The following is a 20,038-nucleotide window of genomic DNA, read 5'->3' as shown; positions in this document are numbered from 1 at the left end:
TCTCACATAGTTTCTAATGGACTCATCAATTCCAAGAGCAACCCAAAGGTGAAGTGATGAGGCATGAAGTGATTATTGCTCCTAATGCAATGGAGTCTATGGTTGGGAGAAATAGAAAAACCCTCTGGCGCTGGTGGCGCAAGGAAAAGTCTTTCCCTGCCCCGATTCAAATCAACGGACGCACCATTGGCTGGCGCGAAGCTGACTATGAGGCATGGCTAAATGGGGAGTGGCAACAATGAGCAAAATTCCTGCACCAAGCAAGGCCGAACTGTGTCTATTAGAGCTTTTGCGCCGTGGCAAAGCTGGCCTACACCCGCTGGATGTGAATATCCGAGATCTTACCCATGCCAACGTACTGGATGAGGCCGGCAAGTATTGGAGTATCACATTGCCAACGGATATGAGCCTTCTCCGCATACGTCATGGTGTGCGCATCGCCGATCAACCCGCACCGTTTACCAGTGTGCGCGGCTACAAGGCCATGTTTAAACGCTACTGGTTGGCTGATCTCGATGCAGCAAAAAACGCGATTAGGTTGATTAATAGCTGGCGAGCCAAACGGGGAGCTAAGCAGCTATCAAAGTGTAGTTGCGATACCCTGCTAGCCGCTTTTCAGTCGGAGCCACAAGCGTTAGGTGAGGTAGCGTAATGACGAGTTTAACCAAGCATCCCGTTGATCACGCTGAGCTGGCAGATAAAGCCTTGTGTCAGCTAGAGAGCCTAACTGTCGTACTGGGTACTGCTCATTTTGAGGACGTTGATAACCAACATTGTAAGGGGGTTATATGGGCAATGCAGGAGCTCGCGACAACGGCTAAACGTCACTTACAGGCCAGCCGAGACGATATGCCTCTGCACCGCCGATAGTAGAAAATCATTCAAACCAGTGGCTGTCAGTATTGGCAGCCATTTTTATTGGCAATGGCAAAAGTAAGTAACTGCTATCAGCTAAATACCTGATTTAATGCGGATTAGACGAGGTGAGATATGTTTTCAAGGTTTTTTAGGCGCATTTCCACTTGTTTCAAAGCGCTTGGTTACTGAGAGCGACTTGGCAGCCTTGCAATCACGTTGATAGTGGCCACTTACCGATCCAGAGGAAGCATGTCGGGTTTTATTAATATCTTCCACTCAATATCCATATCACTGATAAGAGAAGTAAGGGTTATACACTTTGGTTCGCCGACTTCCGATGCGTGCGAAGCGACTTTAAAGCCGCAAACGGTGATGAAAAAGGAGCTGGTGGAGTAATGGAAAGGAGATCAGGAATTGCCCTACTCCACTAATACGGGATTTTTCAAGACCAAAGACGGTCGCTGCTGGGTGGTCAATACTGGGCCAAACTTATCGCCGCTCTACACCGACATTCTTCAGCGATTGGTTGGTCAGTTGGAAGCGATGGAGTCTCACTATGCTCGGGTGTTCTGCTTTCGTTTTGATTTGCACCTAACGGAATACACCGACAATAACACTACGGTGAGTCGCTTGTTCTCGCTGGTGGTACAAGCCCTAAAGCGATACTACAAAACGCCTAACATTGGCTACCTATGGGTGAGAGAGCATGAAAAGGCCAAACAACAGCATTACCATTGCGTGCTCTTTTTGGACGGTTCCAAGGTGAATCATTTCCACACTATCCAAACCACCATTGACGGTTACTGGGCTGCCTTTGAAGGAGGCCATGTACAAGGGTGCGGTTTTAAAGTGCTACCCAGAGGAGACTTACACGCCAAAGCCGAGATCATCTACTGGCTGTCGTATCTTGCTAAAGTACGCGGCAAAGCCAATGGAAAAGGAAAACGCTATAGGCCCAGCCAAACTAAACGCTACGGTGTCAGCAGGGTTAAAATAAAAGCGAAAAATTGCGCACTTGTAGACAAGAAAGAAAAACCGCACACCGATGACATTTTTGCGTCGCTAGCCTTTGTGGGGCGCGGATCGTGAGTCAAAAAGTGCGCAAAACACTGCGCAGTTTTGAAGGGGGAAAGTGCGCAGTTGCAGACAAGGCGAGCTCTGTTCGCGCCTATCCAAACTCCCTGCGGCTCAGCGCACAACATAGTGGTGATCTTAAATTCGATGCTCAGAGACGGCGTGATGTGGGATTAAAAATCTCGCCAAAATTTAACGATTGACTACATACTCGTTTGTTATACCTGTTCTATCAGTTTCACTTCACCTTGACCATCAATAACAACACGCCATTGCTTACCCTTACAATCAAAGTAGAAACCTTTTAGACCAGAATACTTTTCGTAACTACCGACACTATGGACTGTTTCGTAACGAACAAATGCGGCATCATTAGATTCTGTTTCACTGAGCAACGCTTCAACTGCTTTAATAAAAAGAACTTCTTCTGGTAGAGCTATTACCCGGTAATTTCGAGATAAAAGCGTATGCAGCTTTGTAAAGTGACCTTTAATACGCGACCATTCTTCTATAGATTCTCGAACTCGTTTATGTGCTTCAGGAATGACAAAACCAACTAAACCAAGAATAGAAAGAACTTGAACGACTGTAACTGGATTGTCAGCCCCACGACCAATATTGTGCTCTTGAATTGAACACTCTACTGGAAGTTCTGATCTTTTTAGATGCTTTCTAATTGAGTCTTCAATTTCATCTGTTTGTTCATGCCAATCAAGACCATAAGCAGGATCTTTATAAGTACCTAGTAAAATGTCCATGTTTTCCTCTTAAGGTATAACGCCTTGCTAACAAGCGACAACGCGATGCCACTTAACTTAAATATTGTGCCATAAGCACAGAGTTGAAATTGGGACTTAAGTCGCCAAGCGTTAGGAGTCTTTGTTAAGCAATTTGTTATATTTTTTCACGCACTAAGTTAGCTACATCAACTGCAGCGCCACCTGATTTGAAACTACGACCTAGATCGTATGCCATGTTCTCTAATGGCGAATTGTCATAGCCGTGTTCATTGATTTCTTGAACGTACCGCTTCAAAAAGCCTTCTCCGCCTAGCTGCTCCCATTGAATTGTGTGCATGAGTTCGTGAATATGAATTTCTAAGTTTTCTTGATGCTGGGGTTTCATAAAGTACATGTGTTTGTAGTTGATTGCCCCACAATCCATATCAAGAAAGTCACCTAAACCAATATGGCGTAGTTCGGGAATGTCAGGCTTCGGGATTACGTCCGTTACAACAAACTTGCATTTAGCTAAGTATTCTGGAGAGTAGTAGCCTGAGAAAACACCTGAAAACTTACTGCAGCATTGAGCTTCAATTTCGTATTTAGAAACGATGCTATCAATCCACTTATCAAACTGCTTGATTGGCATATTACCCCCGTAAAATATAACTTTTAAATAAGGAGCGCATACAAGTGGGGCATAATGGCGAAGCCGCCCCGCATGTATGTGTCCCAGCGAACGAAGTGAGTGACTTAATTTTTTTGTTATGTGCCACGCTTATTTAATACACCATGATTCTAATTGCTTCTTATTTCTTATGATTTTAGGGTGCATTGTGCACAGCAATTCCACTTCTGATACAGTGTAATTCGTTTCTGAGGCTAAATAGGTAGTAGGAAGAAACTTGCAATTGTGTTTTTCTAAACCAGTTTCCAGAGCTTTGAAAACTTTCGGAGCCTTACAAAAGCGACGGTTAATCCACTTAAAGTGTGAAACACACATCAATACAGCCACGCCAGCAAAGAATGCACCGATGACAGAGTTGTTACTAAGCGTATTTACAAATTCCATTTTTATCCATTACCTTTAAGACAGATTAATAATCAATTCCTTGCTTTCCACCCTGACACTTTGGGCATTTACGTTGGAAAATATCTGTGCCGTTCGCACCATAAATATTACCGCAACCCGGTGACAAACATTCCATCTTGTATGAGACGGAATTATGATCCGAGCCTTTTAAGCCACGAGTACCATGATTTTTTTGATTATTCGAATTGATGTGACCAATTTGTGTTGTTTTAGCTGCTCCACTAACCCACATTATTCAAATTCCTCTCTGGCACATAACGCCGCAACCACCTGCTTGTCAGGTGTATTGCTTTGTTAAGACCTGAAATCTGGTCTGAGGTTGATGACTGTGTCTCTTACTGCTTGTTCAATTTCAGGAAAAAACATCATCGATACTGCATGTTTTGGCTTATCATATACATAACGGACTTTCGTAAACACACCGCTCCATGATTGTAGATTACCTTCCAAGTCGCGTGGAATTTCAACTTTTGTCTCGCGCTCCATTGTAACCACATCACTCATATCACGAGATGAAATTGCGGATTGAAACTGATAGAGCAACTTTTCCTTCGATTGTCTGGATAAATCACTAAATAGTGCATGAAAATCATGGGAATGCCGCCCTCCAACCTTGAAATCAGAGCCCTTCTCTATGAGGTAAAGAGACTTAAAATAAAGCTCCAGCGCCAAGGCAGCATTTACTTGGCTTGGTATCAAAAGGCTTGGATCTCCGCGTGAACCCTCATTCATGAGATGCGCAGCCTTTGAATACATACCTGCCGATGAAAATATTGATTTAGCTCGATCTTCCATGCTTGGATCCTTTATTCTTAACGTCGCGCTCACAGGTAAATTAGGAGCGAAGCGAGTAATTTGTCCTTGTGCGGCGCATTGTTAAGGCCTTACTTGCCATACGTTTCGCACCAAGCATTACGCCCAATTTTGCACACACTTAAGACGGCCACTGACACTGCACCAGCAATCAATCCATACGCGATGCTGAATTGAGCTGCGACTGAAGTGGCGAGTATTGTGACTACCTCTTTGAACGTTATTTCAGCACGTTTTCTTTCCTGAGTGTACTTGCGAGATTTTGTGCAGAAATAATCATGCACTTCCTTTTTGATATTGTCCCAGAATCCACTTTGAGATTTAGTACCACTGGCACCAACAGGAGAAATAAACGACATCTCCCTACGTTCTCCTGTAAGCTGCATACCTATATTATCGAATTCAGCTTGTTCCGTTTCACTCAGAGCAAAGGCACCTAAGACACTTTCGCGCTGATAGGATGGAATTTCTGTGCGGATAAACTCCTCTGCTCCCGATATATCAATGATAAGTTCGGCCTCAGACATTTAGCCCTTCCTCTTTCATCAGGTTTATCCCGTACTCAATAGACGTGGCATATGAAATGCTGCTTTCTGACCCTAGGGCATAATTACCGATCATCACTCCACCTGAATTACCTGAAGGATTGAACTTACCGCAAATCATTCCAATTATTTGCCCTGTGTGAACATCTACTAAAGGACCGCCGCTATTACCGTCATGCACCATGCTATCTAATTGGAAGTGCTTTGTTCCGTTGCTATTTATAGCCTTAGAACTAATTATCGATGAAGATGCTTTTAATGTATGGAGCCCCTTATCGCCAAATGGGTAGCCGAAGTACAAAACACTTGCGCCAGCAGGTGTCTTGTTCGGATCACCAAACATATTTGGCATTATGTTTGCTGTAACATCTCCCTTTAGTTTCAAAAGAGCACAATCGTGAACGGTATCGAATTGAGCAACCTCTACATCGATCGTGTTAACTCTTTCCTGAGTCATATTATTCCATTCATTGATAGGCTGAGTTGGAACTATTGCCAATTGCATATCAAGTTGAATAGTGTGCGCGCAGGTAAGTAGATACCCTTTTCCATCAGCTAGGAAAGCTGTACCAAGAAACTCGACGCCATCGCCATTCTTTCTTAATAACATACTGCAACCATTAGCATGAGCAGCAACTAATTTTCGATACACCTAAATTCTCCTTGGTTTGTAGCCCTAACGCCCAGCGCAGGTGCAGCCAGCGCGGAGCGCATTTTGTGTTAATGTTTGAGCGCAGCGAGTAACACAAAAGGTGCGTAGCGTTGGCTGTCGCTCTGCCGCTGATTGTTATGTAATTATTTCCACTGGTCCGAGGCCAGCCATAATGTAGTTTTTGAACTCCTCCAATTTCTTGGAAGGGAACACGAAACTGGGAAACTTACCTGGCTCAATTTGATTATAAGGAAGACTAAAATAGCAATCTTTTTCAACAATTTCTAAGGCTACTTTGTTGATGTTATCAACAGGAATTGACACCTCAGAAAACTCGATCTTTCCATCTGAAAATTTTACAAAACTAATCGGATCTTCCACCCTCTGCGGGCCATTCTCTTTAAAAAGAACAATCAACAAGAAGACATTGGTAATAGCACTCAGCTCCAGAAACTTAAAATCATACTCTGTAAGCAAAGCGATCGTGCAATACACAATTACGATAACAAACCATAAAACTAGCATCCTGATTTTGTTTTTTCTCATCGTTTCTTGACTCTTGCGATTACATAACGCCCAACTGAAGGGCAAAAACCAAACCTATCCACCCAACCGAACCAGCCGGAACCTCAAAAACAAACCGAACCAAAAATGCCGAGTGTTTTTGTCCCTTTAAGTTGTTTGTTAGGCGCCATTTAACCTCATGTTGAATTCATCTGCTAAAAAATTTGCATTCTTTACATACTGGCGTGCAGTTGACGAAGTAATATCCGAGTCAGTGACATGCACAGCTTTGTTTCGTAACAAACGAAGCTCTTGATAAGCCGTTTGAAACGCATCAATATCAAGACCTTTCTCTCTAGCAAGCTTGAATAGGCCTTGATGAGATAAATTCTGAGGCAGCCCTTTAGCAACACAAAATGAAATAGTCGCCATTTCTACTTTAAGCCACGCCTCCAATATTGCAGTTCTAGGTGAGGTTTCTGCTAAGTCTTCAAGAAACACGGATGCCTCAACAGTATCAGGATTTGCTTTAACCGCCTCACTTTGTTCAAAAGCTACTAGTTTTTCTAATCGTTCTTGGAACTCTGCCTCTATTTCACCGTACTTGAACTTAGATACACGTGAAAGCAATTTCCCCACAGGTTCTTTCAAGATCAGGATGCATAAAATTACTGTTACTGGCCATGCAAGAGAATCGATTGCTGACACTAAAAACTCTAGTGTTTTCATATAACTATTACCCTACGTGCAACTTTGCTGGTGCCTAACATTGTATTAGTGCGCACGCACGATTTCCCAAAAACCGTTATGCTCACTATTTCCTACCTAAATAGTTATTCCCAATATGATTTCTTACATTTCATGGATACTGCTCTTCCGCGAAAGTGTGCATGCCGCCTATCTCTATTCTGGTATTCACACTATCCCCAAGCATGAATCTGTAAACGTATGACTTATAGACTCTTTTAATCATCCATTCTGGGATAGTGTGAACCCGTCACGGATAAACGTGCACGCTTTTGGCTGTCTCTAGCCGATAAGCTGGTTAAGCATCCAGTGTTTAGCCATGCTACCGCCGATCAGTTGTCGGCACCTAACACGCCATCGTATTGGCAGATTTGTAAATGAGTGTATCAAGCCGTGTGTGGGTTTTCGTGCGCTGTTATCTAAAATGTTAGATGGCACAGGTTTTGTGATATGGATACAAAGGTGGGCTTTGGCACAGCGAAAGGTTAGGTTAGCGGACAGCAGCCCTATCTCGATAAATAGTCATCTCAAATAAACTCTAGACCAGTCTCGATTGACAAGACTTAGTTTGGGCACTAGTTTTGTGGCTCGGTCCCGATGGAAGGAGCGCCCCTTGGGCAATTGGAGCCCAAGCCGACGCAGCCATTGGGACTTTTTCTATAGTTCGCACAATCCTTTCGGAGGATCTATCGGCTATATGCCATTTGTGTTCACGTAGTAAACGTTTCTGCTCATAAGCTGTGAACACTGAGCTAGATTATTGCTCTCACCAACGAATTTAAGCCCTGATGGAAGGTGCGCTCCTTGGGCAATTGGAGCCCTTGCAAACGCAGCTATTGGGGCTTTTTCTATTCCTCTCCCCTAATCCAGCGTTTTGAGCTATCGATTTATCACCTGATTTATTTTGATGCGAAATTGCAAGAGTAGTACGTTCTTGTTTGACTAAGTGTTTGACTAAAAATTGGTAGATACAAAAAAGGCGTAGTAGGTACTAACCTGCTACGCCTTGCTATAACTGGTGGCCCCTCCCAGACTTGAACTGGGGACCAATCGATTATGAGTCGACTGCTCTAACCACTGAGCTAAGGGGCCGAGTGGGTTGGGATTATAGGGGATGCCCGACAGGGTGTCTAGCTGTAAGGGGGGTGAATTCAGTATGCTTTTTGAGCACTTAGCGCGGTAAAAGCAAAACAAGCGCCGCCAATGTGGCGGCACTCACGCTTTGCTTAGGTTATATTGCCTTACTGCATCGCAGGGTCTTGGCTGGTGTCGTCGGCTGGCCAAGTGTTCTCTTCTTCAGCAGGCCAAGTGCTGTTGTCTTCTTCTGGCATCGGCTGGGTATCACAGTCGGTGCCTCCGTCTGGGCAGGTCACGGCAGGCTGTCCGTTTGCTGGCTGCATTGGCTCATCGTTTGCCATAGCAGGACCAGCTAAACCAACCATCATCATCAATGCGCTTAGGGTGAGTGCTTTGTTGTGTGCTTTCATCACTTTCTCCTTCGTTTTTGTCGTTGCCCTTGAGGACAAAATCAGTATCTCGCGATGCCAGCGGTGTTCTGTCATTGAGGTGCTATGGGTTGGTAAAAGGCGCGCGGAGTTTGTCGCTGGTTTTTTAGGCGTGTCAGCTGTCGTTTAAAAAGCCCCTCCCCGGTCAGAAAAACATCAGAATGATAGATTTTTGGTCAACATGTTGCGCTTGCGTGGGGCAATAGGCTTGCATCCCATCGTCTCTCCCCTTACTATCCAAAAGAATAATTAAACATTTTTATTGGTTTTATATTCATAAATAAGCCATAAACAGGGATAGATATGAAAAGCAACCTCTACCAACACTCACTGCTCACACTGTTAGATCTGTCCCCGTCGCAGATCCAAGATTTGGTGGACGACGCTGCGATGTTAAAAGCGGCAAAGGCCAATGGTGAAGAAGTTGCCCGTCTAAAGGGTAAGAATATTGCGTTGATTTTTGAGAAAACCTCCACGCGCACGCGGTGTGCCTTTGAGGTTGCTGCGTTTGATCAAGGCGCACAAGTGACCTATCTCGGCCCGAGCGGTACGCAAATTGGCCATAAGGAAACCATCAAAGATACCGCGCGCGTACTGGGAAGAATGTACGATGGCATTCAGTATCGCGGTTTTGGGCAAGATGTGGTGGAAACCTTGGCAGCCTACGCGGGCGTGCCGGTTTGGAATGGACTAACGGATACCTTTCACCCCACTCAAGTCCTTGCTGATCTGCTCACCATGCAAGAGCACAGTGACAAGCCGCTTAATCAAATCGCCTTTGCCTATTTGGGGGATGCGCGCAATAACATGGGCAATTCCCTGCTGGTAGGCGCCGCTAAAATGGGAATGGATGTACGCCTGATTGGGCCCAAGGCTTATTGGCCCGACGAGGGTTTGGTCGCGCGTTGCCAAGATATTGCCGCCAGTACCGGCGCGTCGATCACCTTAAGTGAAGAAACTGCCGCGGTGGAAGGCTGTGATTTTGTGTATACAGATATTTGGGTATCGATGGGCGAGCCCGAGTCGGCATGGGCACAACGCGTGGCCGCGCTTACGCCTTATCAAGTCACCCCAGCCTTGATGCAAGCGACACAAAACCCTCAGGTGAAATTTATGCACTGCCTGCCCGCGTTCCATAATGATGAGACCCAAGTGGGCAAGCAAGTGGCTGAACAATATGGATTAAATGGCCTAGAAGTGACTGAAGAGGTGTTTGAATCTGCGCAGTCGATCGTCTTTGATCAAGCAGAGAATCGCATGCATACCATCAAGGCTGTGATGGTCGCCACACTCGTAAAACCACAGGCGTAAACGATTGCACTTTTGCTTGCACCCCACAAAAAGGCGCGTATAATTCGGCCAGATTTCATTACACGGCCAGTCGATATGTTTGTTATTCCACCCACAAACAGCGCGCTATCCGCCCCTCAGGGGGACAGCACCCGCATTGGTCGTGATCGTAAAAACCTCCGTTTCGGAGGTTTTTTTTTGCCTGTAGCACACTGCAAAGAAAGGGACTCGCGTTATGGCCAATACCCTGTATAACAAACACATTATTTCCATTCCCGAGCTCAGCCGCAACGAGCTGGAGTTAATCGTTGCCACGGCGGGCGAACTCAAGGCACGCCCTAACCCGACGCTGCTAAAAAACAAGGTGATTGCCAGTTGCTTCTTTGAAGCCTCCACCCGCACACGCTTGTCGTTTGAAACGGCCATTCAGCGCTTAGGCGGCTCGGTGATTGGCTTTCCTGATGGCGGCAATACCTCATCAGGTAAAAAGGGTGAAACCTTGGCTGACTCGGTACGGGTGATTTCATCGTATGTGGATGGCTTTGTGATGCGCCACCCCAAAGAAGGCGCTGCCCGCTTGGCCTCAGAGTTTTCGGAAGGTGTGCCAGTGGTAAATGGCGGCGACGGTGCGAACCAGCACCCGACCCAAACCTTGCTGGATTTGTTCTCCATTTATGAAACCCAAGGCCGTCTGGATAACCTCAACATTGCCATGGTCGGCGATCTGAAGTATGGCCGTACCGTGCACTCCCTCACTCAAGCCTTATCCAAGTTTGAAGGGAACCGTTTCTTTTATATCGCCCCCGATGCGCTTGCCATGCCCGAATACTTGCTCGATGAGCTCACCGCGGCGGGCCACCCTTACAGCCTGCATAGCAGCATTGAAGAAGTGGTGCCTGAGTTGGATGTGCTGTACATGACCCGTGTGCAAAAAGAGCGCTTCGATGAGTCAGAATACGCCCATATCAAAGCTGCGTTTATCTTAAACGCCGCGATGTTGCGTGATGCGAAACCCAATATGAAAGTGATGCACCCACTGCCACGGGTGGATGAAATTACCGTGGATGTCGATAAAACCCAGCATGCGTATTACTTTGAGCAAGCCGAAAATGGGGTCTACGCGCGCGAAGCACTATTGGCCTTGGTGTTAAATGAACAAGTGGAAGGAGTCGCCTAATGAACACTGATAGCAAACTACAAGTAGAAGCGATTCGCAACGGCACTGTGATTGACCATATTCCAGCGCACATTGGCTTTAAGATCCTCAACCTCTTTCAAATGCATGGCAGTGAAGAACGGATCACCATTGGCTTGAACTTGCCCTCTTCCGCGCTCGGCAGCAAGGATTTGATCAAAATTGAAAACGTGGTGATCAGCGAAGATCAAGCCAGCCAGCTGGCACTTTATGCGCCTCAAGCGACAGTGAATCAAATCGAAGAGTATCAAGTGGTCGCTAAGCTGCCGCTGACATTACCCGAGGTGATTCAAGGTGTGTTCCGCTGTCCGAACAGTAACTGTATCACGCACGGTGAACCTGCAGTGGTCAGTAGCTTTCGGGTGTTAACCGAGCAGCAAGATGTCAAACTACGCTGCAAATACTGTGAAAAGGTTTTCTCTCGCGAGATCATGACCGAAAATCACTAAGCACTCGTTATCCGCGCCGACTAGCCCTTGTGTTCTTATCAAGGTCAACAAAAAAGCCAGCATTAAGCTGGCTTTTCTAATCAAGCGATCGGGCTGTTTCAATAAACAGCGATAAGATCGGTTATTTCACCACAGTCAGGGTCGGTTTCCCTTTTTTCGCCGGAGCAGTTGGGATCTCATCCTCTTCGGCTTGTGGCAACGCTTCCGGATCGTCGACGCTATCGACCGACACCAACGATGGCTCGTCATCATCGATGTTCAGTTCATCAAAGGCTCCCGATGGCATCTCTTCATCTTCTGACGAGGCATACGCAGGCTCCATTTCAAACATGGTGCCGGCGCCGTTTTCGCGAGCATACAAAGCCATCACGGCCGACATCGGTACATTGACCTGTTGTGGCCGTCCGCCAAAGCGGGCATTGAAACTGACGAACTCGTTACCCAGTTCAAGGTTACCAACCGCGCGTGGCGCGATATTGAGAACGATTTGACCGTCTTTGACATAGTCAAACGGCACCTGCACGCCCGGCAAGGTTGCATCAACAACCATGTGCGGAGTGAGCTCGTTATCGAGTAACCAATCATAGAAAGCACGCACCAAATAAGGGCGGCGTGGTGTCATCGAGAATTCTGATGTAGACATTATTGACCCGTTAGTCGCATTTCACGTTCAGCTTCTGTCAGTGAGGCGAGAAATGAATCACGCTCAAACAGACGCGTCATGTAGTCTTTGACTTCTTTAGAGCCTGGGCCTGCCAGCTCAATGCCCAGAACAGGCAAACGCCACAGCAGTGGTGCAAGATAGCAATCAACAAGGCTAAACTCTTCACTCAAGAAGTACGGGCTTTCCGCAAACACAGGCGCCAGTGCCAGTAGCTCTTCGCGCAGTTGTTTACGTGCCTTGTCGGCCTCATCAGCACTACCGTGGCTGATCTTTTCAACCAAGGTATACCAGTTACGTTTGATGCGATACATCATCAAACGGCTTTGCGCACGCGCAACCGGGTAAACTGGCATCAATGGCGGGTGAGGGAAACGCTCATCCAAGTATTCCATGATGATGTCTGCGTTATACAACGCAAGTTCACGGTCCACCAAGGTCGGAACAGAGTTATAAGGATTCAGATCAACCAAGTCCTCAGGCAGATTGTTCGGATCTACCAACTCAATTTCTACACTGACACCTTTCTCTGCGAGGACGATGCGTACCTGATGACTATAGAGATCAGATGCGTCAGAGAATAACGTCATCACCGAGCGTTTATTGGCAGCAACAGCCATCAACCCCTCCAGGATGTTCAATATCAATAGAAAGCAATGGGGACAAAGCGTCCCCATTGCGGATTAGCAACACACTAGATTAACCGATCAGTGCACATCGCGCCAATATTCTTTCTTGAGTAGGTAACCCAAGATAAGGAATATCACGAAGAAGCCAATCACCCACCAACCTAGTTGCTGACGCTCTAGCTTTACAGGTTCGCCGGCATATTCAAGGAAGTTAACCAGATCGCGCACGGCATTGTCGTACTCGCCGGAGCTGAGCTCACCGTTGCCATCAGATTCTAGGCCAACGAACTCTTCAACCATTTTACCGTCAACCATACGTTGCTCGTAAACCTTACGCGGTGTCCCTTGTAGCTCTTCGAGCACGTGTGGCATACCCACATTAGGGAAGACTGTATTGTTCACGCCAAATGGACGAGAAGGGTCAACATAAAACGAGCGTAAATAGGTGTATAGCCAATCGACACCACGCACGCGCGCCACCAAGGTGAGGTCCGGCGCTGGGGCACCAAAATATTTGGCACCCGATTCTTGCGACATGGCGTTTTTCATCAAATCCCCGTACTTGGCGTTTTTGTCGAAGATGAGGTTATCTTCCATCAAGTCTTTCGGGATGTTGAGATCTTCAGCCACACGCTGATAGCGCTGATATTGCGTGGCGTGACAACCAAAGCAGTAGTTCATAAATAGCTTGGCACCACGTTGCAATGAGGCTTTGTCCGTTAAGTCGTTGTTGGCATCGTCCAAATGAACATTACCACCGGCGGCCATCGCCAAAGAGGGCAACAGCGCGCATAACATTACAATCCATTTTTTCATTTGAATGTCACCCTCTCTGGTAGCGGTTTTGTTGCTTCATTTTTGCTGTAGAAGAACAACAGCACGAAGAACATGAAGTAACAGAAGCTGAAGATCTGCGCCAGCAAGGTATAAGTTGGCGTCGCAGGCAACGCACCGAGAATGCCCAGAGCGATAAAGGCAATCACGAATTGCACAATGTTCGCCAAGTGCAACTTGCTGCGGTAGCGGTATGAACGCACGCGACAGCGGTCAAGCCATGGCAACAAGAACAGCACCACAATCGATGCACCCATGGCGATAACCCCAATCAGTTTGTCTGGAATCGCACGCAAAATCGCATAGAAAGGCGTGAAGTACCAAACCGGGGCAATGTGCTCAGGCGTCTTCAGCGGGTTCGCCGCTTCAAAGTTAGGTGGCTCAAGGAAATAGCCGCCCATTTCAGGGTTAAAGAAAATGACGTAGGCAAACAAGATGCCGAACACACCGATACCAATCAGATCTTTCACCGTCCCGTAAGGGTGGAAAGGGATCGAATCGATGATGTCATATTTCTTGGTGTAGTCAGGGTGGAACTTAAACTGTGACTGGTAATCGTCGCCCATCTTGCCTTTTGGCAGTTTGGTATCGATACCGTCTGGGTTGTTTGAGCCCACTTCGTGCAGTGCCAGTACGTGAAGCACAACAAGCAACAGCAGCACAATCGGCAACGCAATGACGTGCAGCGCAAAGAAGCGGTTCAATGTTGCGCCAGAAACGACGTAGTCACCACGGATCCACAGGGTGAGGTCGTCACCGATAACCGGAATGGCACCAAACAGAGAAATGATAACCTGCGCGCCCCAGTATGACATCTGACCCCATGGCAGCAGATAGCCCATAAAGGCTTCGGCCATTAGCACCAAGAAAATCAACATACCGAACAGCCACAGCAGTTCACGAGGCTTTTGATACGAGCCGTAAATTAACCCGCGGAACATGTGCAGATACACCACCACGAAAAAGGCCGAGGCCCCGGTGGAGTGCATGTAGCGGAGCAGCCAGCCGTATTCCACATCACGCATGATGTATTCAACCGACGCGAACGCGCCTTCTGCTGACGGCACATAGTTCATGGTTAGCCAAATCCCTGTAAGAATTTGGTTAACCAAAACAATCATCGCCAACACACCGAACATATACCAGAAGTTAAAGTTCTTCGGCATAGGGTATTCGGTCATGTGTTTACGGTACGCATTCATCGCTGGAATACGTTTTTCAACCCAGTTCAGGAAATTTTCCATTACGCATTCCCCTCATCTTGTCCCACGAGTATGCGCTTGTCGTCCAAGAACATATAAGGCGGCACCACCAAGTTAAGCGGCGCTGGAACACTTTGGAATACGCGTCCGGCCATATCAAACTTGGAACCGTGGCACGGGCAGAAGAACCCGGCTTTCACCCCACTCACCTGCTCGCTAAAGCTGTCTGGCAAATAGGTTGGTGAACAACCAAGGTGGGTACAAATACCAACCGCAACAAAGATTTCTGGCTTGATAGAACGGGTTTGATTGGTTGCATACCCTGGCTGCTGAGGTTGCTCAGACGCGGGGTCACGAAGTCTGTCTTCAAACGTAGACAACTCTTCGAGTATTGCTTGGCTGCGACGGACCACCCATACAGGCTTTCCTCGCCATTCGACGCGGATCATCTGGCCGTCTTGCAGTTTACTGATATCGACTTCAACTGGCGCCCCCGCGGCCTTTGCTTTGGCGCTTGGGTTCCAGGACTTAATAAAAGGCACGGCAACTGCTACGGCCCCTAAACCGCCAACAACTGACGTCGTCGCAGTCAGGAAACGGCGTCGGCCGGTATTCACTGGCGCATTGCTCATCCAACATTCTCCCATGTGCTCCCGCTTGGATTTTTATTGTGTCCTTTGCGTCCATGGAGCGTACGGCTAACTCAAAAACGAATATGTAATAACGGCTGACCGGGATCAGTTCGATTAAATCTTAGCTGCTATTACGTCGGCTAGATGATAGAGAAAACCCTACTTTTTGACAAGATAAAGCTACCTTTTTGTAACAAATGTGAGCGGTGTGCACAGAATTAAGGAAAGGGTAATAGAAATGTTGGAAAATGCGTGCTTATACGCTGTTTTGAAAGGAAATATATTTGTAAGCCGTTTGGTGCAAACATAAAAAAAGCCCGGTGTAACCACCAGGCTTTTTGAGGCAAATATTGCTCGGGCGTAAATTAACGCTTCGAGAATTGTGGGCGACGACGTGCTTTGCGCAGACCCACTTTTTTACGCTCAACTTTACGCGCGTCACGAGTCACGAAGCCAGCTGCACGTAGTGCAGGACGTAGAGACTCATCATATTCCATCAGTGCACGAGTGATGCCGTGACGGATAGCGCCCGCTTGACCAGAGATACCACCACCAGAAACGGTGATGTACAGGTCCAGCTTGTCGATCATCTCAACCAACTCTAGTGGCTGACGAACAACCATGCGAGCAGTTTCGCGACCAAAGTAAGTGTCCAGAGAACGCTTGTTGATCTCGATGTTACCGCTGCCCGGCTTGATGAATACACGAGCTGCGGAGCTTTTGCGACGACCAGTGCCGTAGTATTGTTCTGCCATTGCTATATTCCTCTTAGATGTCTAGTACTTGCGGTTGTTGTGCCGCGTGCTTGTGCTCAGAACCCGCGTAAACTTTCAGTTTACGGTACATCGCACGACCTAGAGGACCGCGAGGCAGCATGCCTTTAACGGCTTTCTCAATAACCAGCTCAGGTTTTTGCGCGATCAGCTTCTCGAAGCTGATTGACTTAATGCCACCTACGTAGCCAGTGTGGCTGTAGTACATTTTGTCAGACGCTTTGCGGCCAGTTACAGTAACTTTCTCAGCGTTGATAACAACGATGTAGTCACCGGTGTCAACGTGAGGGGTGTATTCTGGTTTGTGCTTACCACGCAGACGAGATGCAATTTCAGTAGCCAGACGGCCCAGAGTTTTGCCTTCAGCGTCTACAACGTACCAGTCGCGTTTTACAGTTTCTGGTTTAGCAACGAAAGTTTTCATGCTAATGATTACCCGATTTAATAAGTTTCACTTAAGGAGCCGAAGCTCCCACTGTTAAGAGTCCATACAACACCCCTTCGAGTGGTGGTACCCTCGGCCTAAGCCTTTCAACAGTAACGGTGGGTTGCGGGATTATAGGGAAGAGTGGAGAAAAAATCACCTCTTTTTCAAAAAAAATCCCACCAAAATGCGCAACTGGTTATTGTTTAGCAATCGCTTGATGCGCAACTGGTTATTGTTTAGCAATCGCTTGATGCGCAAAGCGCCAACAGGTGCGCGACAGCCTATGGTAAGTGCGCCAATGCAAGGTATTCGTGGCTTTGCATCTCGATAAGGCGCGACTGACAACGTTCAAACTCAAACCGCAATCGCTCGCCTGCATAGAGGCTGTCCATCGGCACCGCTGCAGAAATGATCAGCTTAACGTTACGCTCGTAAAATTCATCCACTAAAGCAATAAAACGACGGGCAGCATCTTCTTGATTAGCCTGAAGTTGCGGCATATCGGCCAGCAATACCGTGTGATACAAACGCGCCAATTCCATGTAATCGGTTTGACTACGTGCGGACTGACACAGCTCAGCAAAACTAAAATGCGCGACACCATCACCATTTTCAATGGTTGGCAGCGCGCGATGGTTCACTTCAATCACATCATCGCGCACCCCACCCTCGCCATTGAGCTTACGAAAGTAGTCGTCCATTTTGGCACGAGCACTGTCACCTAAGGGGTGATGAAAAATGTCTGCTTGAGTGAGGGTGCGCAGGCGATAATCCACCCCCGAGTCAACGTTTACCACCTCACAATGCTGATTGATTAAATCAATCGCGGGTAAAAATCGTTGTCGCTGCAGGCCGTTACGATATAACTCGTCAGGCACAATGTTTGATGTGGCCACCAGCGTAATACCGCGCGCAAACAGGGCTTCCATTAAGGTGCCGAGGATCATCGCATCAGTGATATCAGAGACAAAAAATTCATCGAAACACAAAACGCGTGTCTCTTGGGCAAATTTATCCGCGATTTGCCAAAGCGGATCGGCCTCACCATCCAGCGCTTTTAACTCTTGATGCACCCGATGCATAAAGCGGTGAAAGTGCATGCGCATTTTGTTTTCAAACGGTAGCGCATGGAAAAAGGTATCCATCAGATAGGTTTTACCGCGTCCGACACCGCCCCAAAAGTAAAGTCCTTTAACCGGTGTGATCGGTTGGGGGGTCGATTTACGCCATGGTAGCCAAGCACGCTTATCAGGCTTAGGCGCAACCACAGGCGTTTGTAGTAAGCGGTGATAGAGCGCATCGAGTTTCTCAACGGCCATACGCTGTGCGGGGTCTTCAATAAAATCGTTTTGGGTCAGATCGTTATTATAATGTTCGAGCGGCGTCATTCCTTGAAAGCCTCGTGTTATTCGCCTGCCTCGATAGTACCACGTCAGACGATTGCCATGTATAGTGAGCAGCAATCACCAACCTTCACTTTTCTCAAAACAGTGCGCTAAAGTTGAAACAAGCAGAGGCGTTTCGCTTGTCTTTTTAGGCGGGAAAATGGTATCTGTGGTTGGTCAACTTGTGACTACAAGGAGCAGTTATGGCTTGGATTAATAGCCTGATCTTTCTCATCATCGGCGTAGCGGTTGGCTTTTTGATAGCCCGCATGACTACGCGTGACCTCAAACAACAAAAAGATTTAAAAAGGGAGCTGGAAAAGTCACGTTACGAGCTGGAGCAATATCGCCAAGAGTTGGTCGATCATTTCGCCCAAAGTGCTGATCTGCTCGATACCATCTCGAAGGATTACAGCAAGCTGTATCAGCATATGGCAAAAACGTCTTCCGATCTGATGCCGAATTTACCCGAGCAAGATAATCCTTTTGCGAAGCGCTTAGGCAAGATCACCGAGATTAAAGAAGCCACTGACGGCGACCAACCGCCACGCGATTACTCTGACACTGGCTCTGGGCTATTGAAAGAAGAAGGAAAATCGCGCGTGAGTTGATCAAGGATTGAACTTTTTAAGATAGACCCCACTCTTATCCATACTCGGACAATCGGAGTGAGTCTATGATGAAAAAGTCTTTACTAGCGATTAGTGTTGCCGCGTTGACCCTTGGCGCGGCGTTTTCTCCTCTTCCTAGCCATGCGGCACTTCCTCAAGCGGTGAGCGGTCAGACCATGCCTAGCTTGGCGCCAATGCTTGAGAAAGTTTCTCCTGCCGTGGTCAGTATCGCTGTCGAGGGTAATAAAGTTTCGAAACAACGTGTTCCCGAAGCGTTCCGTTTTTTCTTTGGCCCCAACATGCCTTCTGAGCAAGTCCAAGAGCGCCCATTCCGCGGCTTAGGCTCTGGCGTCATTATCGATGCCGACAAAGGCTACATTGTTACCAACCATCATGTGATTGATGACGCCGACCAAATTCGCGTCCAGCTGCAAGATGGCCGTGAATATGACGCACGCCTAATTGGCAGCGATGAGATGTCAGATATTGCCCTGCTGCAACTGGATGACGCAGCGAAAGACCTCACTGCAATCAAACTGGCTAATTCAGACGCACTACGCGTCGGTGATTTTGCCGTCGCGATTGGTAACCCCTTTGGACTGGGGCAAACCGTCACCTCAGGGATTATCTCTGCGCTCGGACGCAGTGGTTTGAATTTAGAAAACTTTGAAAACTTTATTCAAACCGATGCCGCGATTAACAGCGGTAACTCCGGCGGCGCGTTGGTGAACCTGAATGGTGAGTTGATTGGTATCAATACCGCGATTTTAGGCCCCAATGGCGGCAACGTCGGGATTGGTTTTGCCATCCCAGCCAACATGGCGAAAAGCTTGGTCGACCAAATTCTCGAATATGGCTCGGTACGTCGCGGCATGCTGGGTGTGACCGGCCGTGAGCTGACCTCTGAGTTGGCAGATGCATTTGGCCTTGCCACCAAACATGGTGCGTTTGTCAGCCAAGTGATGCCGGACTCTGCCGCCGAAGAGGCTGGCTTAAAAGCCGGCGACATTATTGTTTCGGTCAACGGTAAGAGTATCCGTACCTTTGGCGAGCTACGCGCAAAAATCGCGACCTTGGGCGCAGGCAAAGACGTTGAGCTGGGTGTGATCCGAGATGGCGAAACCATCACGGCCAAAACCACGCTGAAAGAAGCGAGCCAAACGCAAGCCAAAGCCGATGACCTGCATAAGGCGTTGAAAGGCGCTGAGCTGAAAAACCATGATGGCGATCCTGCCGGTGTAGAAGTCGCTGCGGTCGCAGAAGGGTCTTTGGCGGCGCGATACGGGCTGCGCGAAGGAGATGTGATTGTCGGGGTGAACCGACATAAGGTCGAAAACCTCGGTGATTTACGTAAGATTTTGGAAGACAAGCCGAATGTGCTGGCTCTGAACATCGCTCGAGATAACGGCTCCTTGTATTTAGTGATCCGTTAATCCC

The 20,038-nt window shown here is 47.5% G+C and carries 26 protein-coding genes and 1 tRNA gene; 9 read left to right on the top strand and 18 right to left on the bottom strand.

The genetic code is table 11. The annotated features are described in order from the left end of the window. Positions 1 to 56: 56 nt before the first annotated feature. The 4 genes from BZG84_RS03455 to BZG84_RS03440 all read left to right on the top strand — a co-directional run bounded on the left by BZG84_RS03455 (position 57) and on the right by BZG84_RS03440 (position 1,947). Positions 57 to 242 (top strand): helix-turn-helix transcriptional regulator, encoded by a 186-nt coding sequence (locus BZG84_RS03455; protein ID WP_077481461.1) that lies wholly within the window; start codon positions 57 to 59, stop codon positions 240 to 242. After that, a complete protein-coding gene (locus BZG84_RS03450; protein WP_077481459.1) occupies positions 239 to 652 on the top strand; it encodes a hypothetical protein in 414 nt (137 codons plus the stop codon). The genes BZG84_RS03455 and BZG84_RS03450 overlap by 4 nt, the downstream gene beginning before the upstream one ends. Then, complete coding sequence (locus BZG84_RS03445; protein ID WP_077481457.1) at positions 652 to 870, top strand: hypothetical protein; 219 nt, start codon at positions 652 to 654, stop codon at positions 868 to 870. The genes BZG84_RS03450 and BZG84_RS03445 overlap by 1 nt, the downstream gene beginning before the upstream one ends. Positions 871 to 1,272: 402 nt before the next feature. Further along, positions 1,273 to 1,947, top strand: a complete 675-nt coding sequence (locus BZG84_RS03440) for a YagK/YfjJ domain-containing protein (protein ID WP_077481455.1) — start codon at positions 1,273 to 1,275, stop codon at positions 1,945 to 1,947. A gap of 203 nt (positions 1,948 to 2,150) precedes the next feature. Here the strand turns inward: BZG84_RS03440 and BZG84_RS03435 are convergent, their stop codons facing one another. The 10 genes from BZG84_RS03435 to BZG84_RS03385 form a co-directional block, all read right to left on the bottom strand. Next, on the bottom strand, positions 2,151 to 2,690 hold the full coding sequence (locus BZG84_RS03435) for a hypothetical protein (protein ID WP_077481453.1): 540 nt from the start codon (positions 2,688 to 2,690) through the stop codon (positions 2,151 to 2,153). A gap of 136 nt (positions 2,691 to 2,826) precedes the next feature. Next, a complete protein-coding gene (locus tag BZG84_RS03430) occupies positions 2,827 to 3,303 on the bottom strand; it encodes a hypothetical protein (RefSeq protein WP_077481451.1) in 477 nt (158 codons plus the stop codon). 129 nt (positions 3,304 to 3,432) lie between these two features. Continuing rightward, on the bottom strand, positions 3,433 to 3,726 hold the full coding sequence (locus BZG84_RS03425) for a hypothetical protein (RefSeq protein WP_077481449.1): 294 nt from the start codon (positions 3,724 to 3,726) through the stop codon (positions 3,433 to 3,435). A 315-nt stretch (positions 3,727 to 4,041) separates the two neighbouring features. Further along, the gene (locus BZG84_RS03415) at positions 4,042 to 4,542 is read right to left on the bottom strand and encodes a hypothetical protein (protein WP_077481445.1); all 501 of its coding nucleotides are present in this window, start codon (positions 4,540 to 4,542) and stop codon (positions 4,042 to 4,044) included. Positions 4,543 to 4,631: 89 nt separating this feature from the next. Further along, complete coding sequence (locus tag BZG84_RS03410; RefSeq protein ID WP_077481443.1) at positions 4,632 to 5,087, bottom strand: hypothetical protein; 456 nt, start codon at positions 5,085 to 5,087, stop codon at positions 4,632 to 4,634. Then, on the bottom strand, positions 5,080 to 5,757 hold the full coding sequence (locus BZG84_RS03405) for a S1 family peptidase (protein WP_077481442.1): 678 nt from the start codon (positions 5,755 to 5,757) through the stop codon (positions 5,080 to 5,082). The genes BZG84_RS03410 and BZG84_RS03405 overlap by 8 nt, the downstream gene beginning before the upstream one ends. A 135-nt stretch (positions 5,758 to 5,892) precedes the next feature. Beyond that, on the bottom strand, positions 5,893 to 6,303 hold the full coding sequence (locus tag BZG84_RS03400) for a hypothetical protein (protein ID WP_077481440.1): 411 nt from the start codon (positions 6,301 to 6,303) through the stop codon (positions 5,893 to 5,895). Between the two features lie 138 nt (positions 6,304 to 6,441). Further along, positions 6,442 to 6,990 (bottom strand): hypothetical protein, encoded by a 549-nt coding sequence (locus BZG84_RS03395; RefSeq protein WP_077481438.1) that lies wholly within the window; start codon positions 6,988 to 6,990, stop codon positions 6,442 to 6,444. A 1,034-nt stretch (positions 6,991 to 8,024) separates the two neighbouring features. Next, positions 8,025 to 8,100: transfer RNA gene (locus BZG84_RS03390), tRNA-Ile, on the bottom strand. Positions 8,101 to 8,249: 149 nt separating this feature from the next. Continuing rightward, a complete protein-coding gene (locus BZG84_RS03385; protein WP_077481436.1) occupies positions 8,250 to 8,495 on the bottom strand; it encodes a hypothetical protein in 246 nt (81 codons plus the stop codon). Positions 8,496 to 8,816: 321 nt separating this feature from the next. Between BZG84_RS03385 and argF the strand changes: the two genes are divergently transcribed. The 3 genes from argF (at position 8,817) to pyrI (ending at position 11,447) form a co-directional block, all read left to right on the top strand. Continuing rightward, complete coding sequence (gene argF, locus BZG84_RS03380; RefSeq protein ID WP_077479444.1) at positions 8,817 to 9,824, top strand: ornithine carbamoyltransferase; 1,008 nt, start codon at positions 8,817 to 8,819, stop codon at positions 9,822 to 9,824. A 214-nt stretch (positions 9,825 to 10,038) separates the two neighbouring features. Next, complete coding sequence (gene pyrB / locus BZG84_RS03375; protein ID WP_077479445.1) at positions 10,039 to 10,980, top strand: aspartate carbamoyltransferase; 942 nt, start codon at positions 10,039 to 10,041, stop codon at positions 10,978 to 10,980. Then, positions 10,980 to 11,447 (top strand): aspartate carbamoyltransferase regulatory subunit, encoded by a 468-nt coding sequence (pyrI, locus tag BZG84_RS03370; protein ID WP_069589977.1) that lies wholly within the window; start codon positions 10,980 to 10,982, stop codon positions 11,445 to 11,447. Before pyrB ends, pyrI begins: the two co-directional genes overlap by 1 nt. Positions 11,448 to 11,568: 121 nt before the next feature. Here pyrI and sspB read toward each other — a convergent pair whose 3' ends face one another. From sspB to zapE, 8 genes are all read right to left on the bottom strand, one after another. Next, complete coding sequence (gene sspB / locus BZG84_RS03365) at positions 11,569 to 12,090, bottom strand: ClpXP protease specificity-enhancing factor (RefSeq protein WP_077479446.1); 522 nt, start codon at positions 12,088 to 12,090, stop codon at positions 11,569 to 11,571. Further along, on the bottom strand, positions 12,090 to 12,728 hold the full coding sequence (gene sspA / locus BZG84_RS03360; RefSeq protein WP_069588088.1) for a stringent starvation protein SspA: 639 nt from the start codon (positions 12,726 to 12,728) through the stop codon (positions 12,090 to 12,092). Before sspA ends, sspB begins: the two co-directional genes overlap by 1 nt. Before the next feature lie 87 nt (positions 12,729 to 12,815). Next, positions 12,816 to 13,553: a cytochrome c1 gene (locus BZG84_RS03355; protein ID WP_077662367.1), complete on the bottom strand. Its 738-nt coding sequence runs from the start codon at positions 13,551 to 13,553 to the stop codon at positions 12,816 to 12,818. Beyond that, positions 13,550 to 14,815 carry a cytochrome b gene (locus tag BZG84_RS03350; protein WP_069588091.1) on the bottom strand — a complete coding sequence of 422 codons (1,266 nt, stop codon included), beginning with the start codon at positions 14,813 to 14,815 and terminating at the stop codon, positions 13,550 to 13,552. Before BZG84_RS03350 ends, BZG84_RS03355 begins: the two co-directional genes overlap by 4 nt. After that, positions 14,815 to 15,405 (bottom strand): ubiquinol-cytochrome c reductase iron-sulfur subunit, encoded by a 591-nt coding sequence (petA, locus tag BZG84_RS03345; RefSeq protein ID WP_069588092.1) that lies wholly within the window; start codon positions 15,403 to 15,405, stop codon positions 14,815 to 14,817. The genes BZG84_RS03350 and petA overlap by 1 nt, the downstream gene beginning before the upstream one ends. A gap of 365 nt (positions 15,406 to 15,770) precedes the next feature. After that, complete coding sequence (rpsI, locus tag BZG84_RS03340; protein ID WP_069588094.1) at positions 15,771 to 16,160, bottom strand: 30S ribosomal protein S9; 390 nt, start codon at positions 16,158 to 16,160, stop codon at positions 15,771 to 15,773. Between the two features lie 13 nt (positions 16,161 to 16,173). Next, positions 16,174 to 16,602, bottom strand: a complete 429-nt coding sequence (rplM, locus tag BZG84_RS03335) for a 50S ribosomal protein L13 (RefSeq protein ID WP_077456388.1) — start codon at positions 16,600 to 16,602, stop codon at positions 16,174 to 16,176. Positions 16,603 to 16,886: 284 nt separating this feature from the next. Next, positions 16,887 to 17,993 (bottom strand): cell division protein ZapE, encoded by a 1,107-nt coding sequence (gene zapE / locus BZG84_RS03330; RefSeq protein ID WP_077479448.1) that lies wholly within the window; start codon positions 17,991 to 17,993, stop codon positions 16,887 to 16,889. A 200-nt stretch (positions 17,994 to 18,193) separates the two neighbouring features. Between zapE and zapG the strand changes: the two genes are divergently transcribed. Both zapG and BZG84_RS03320 read left to right on the top strand, forming a co-directional pair. Continuing rightward, complete coding sequence (gene zapG / locus BZG84_RS03325) at positions 18,194 to 18,601, top strand: Z-ring associated protein ZapG (protein WP_077479449.1); 408 nt, start codon at positions 18,194 to 18,196, stop codon at positions 18,599 to 18,601. Positions 18,602 to 18,669: 68 nt separating this feature from the next. Beyond that, on the top strand, positions 18,670 to 20,034 hold the full coding sequence (locus tag BZG84_RS03320; RefSeq protein WP_101494742.1) for a Do family serine endopeptidase: 1,365 nt from the start codon (positions 18,670 to 18,672) through the stop codon (positions 20,032 to 20,034). Positions 20,035 to 20,038 lie beyond the last annotated feature (4 nt).

The organism is Salinivibrio sp. PR932 (genome assembly GCF_001996125.1).
GTDB lineage: Bacteria > Pseudomonadota > Gammaproteobacteria > Enterobacterales > Vibrionaceae > Salinivibrio > Salinivibrio proteolyticus.
This window is presented reverse-complemented; position numbering and strand designations above follow the sequence as displayed.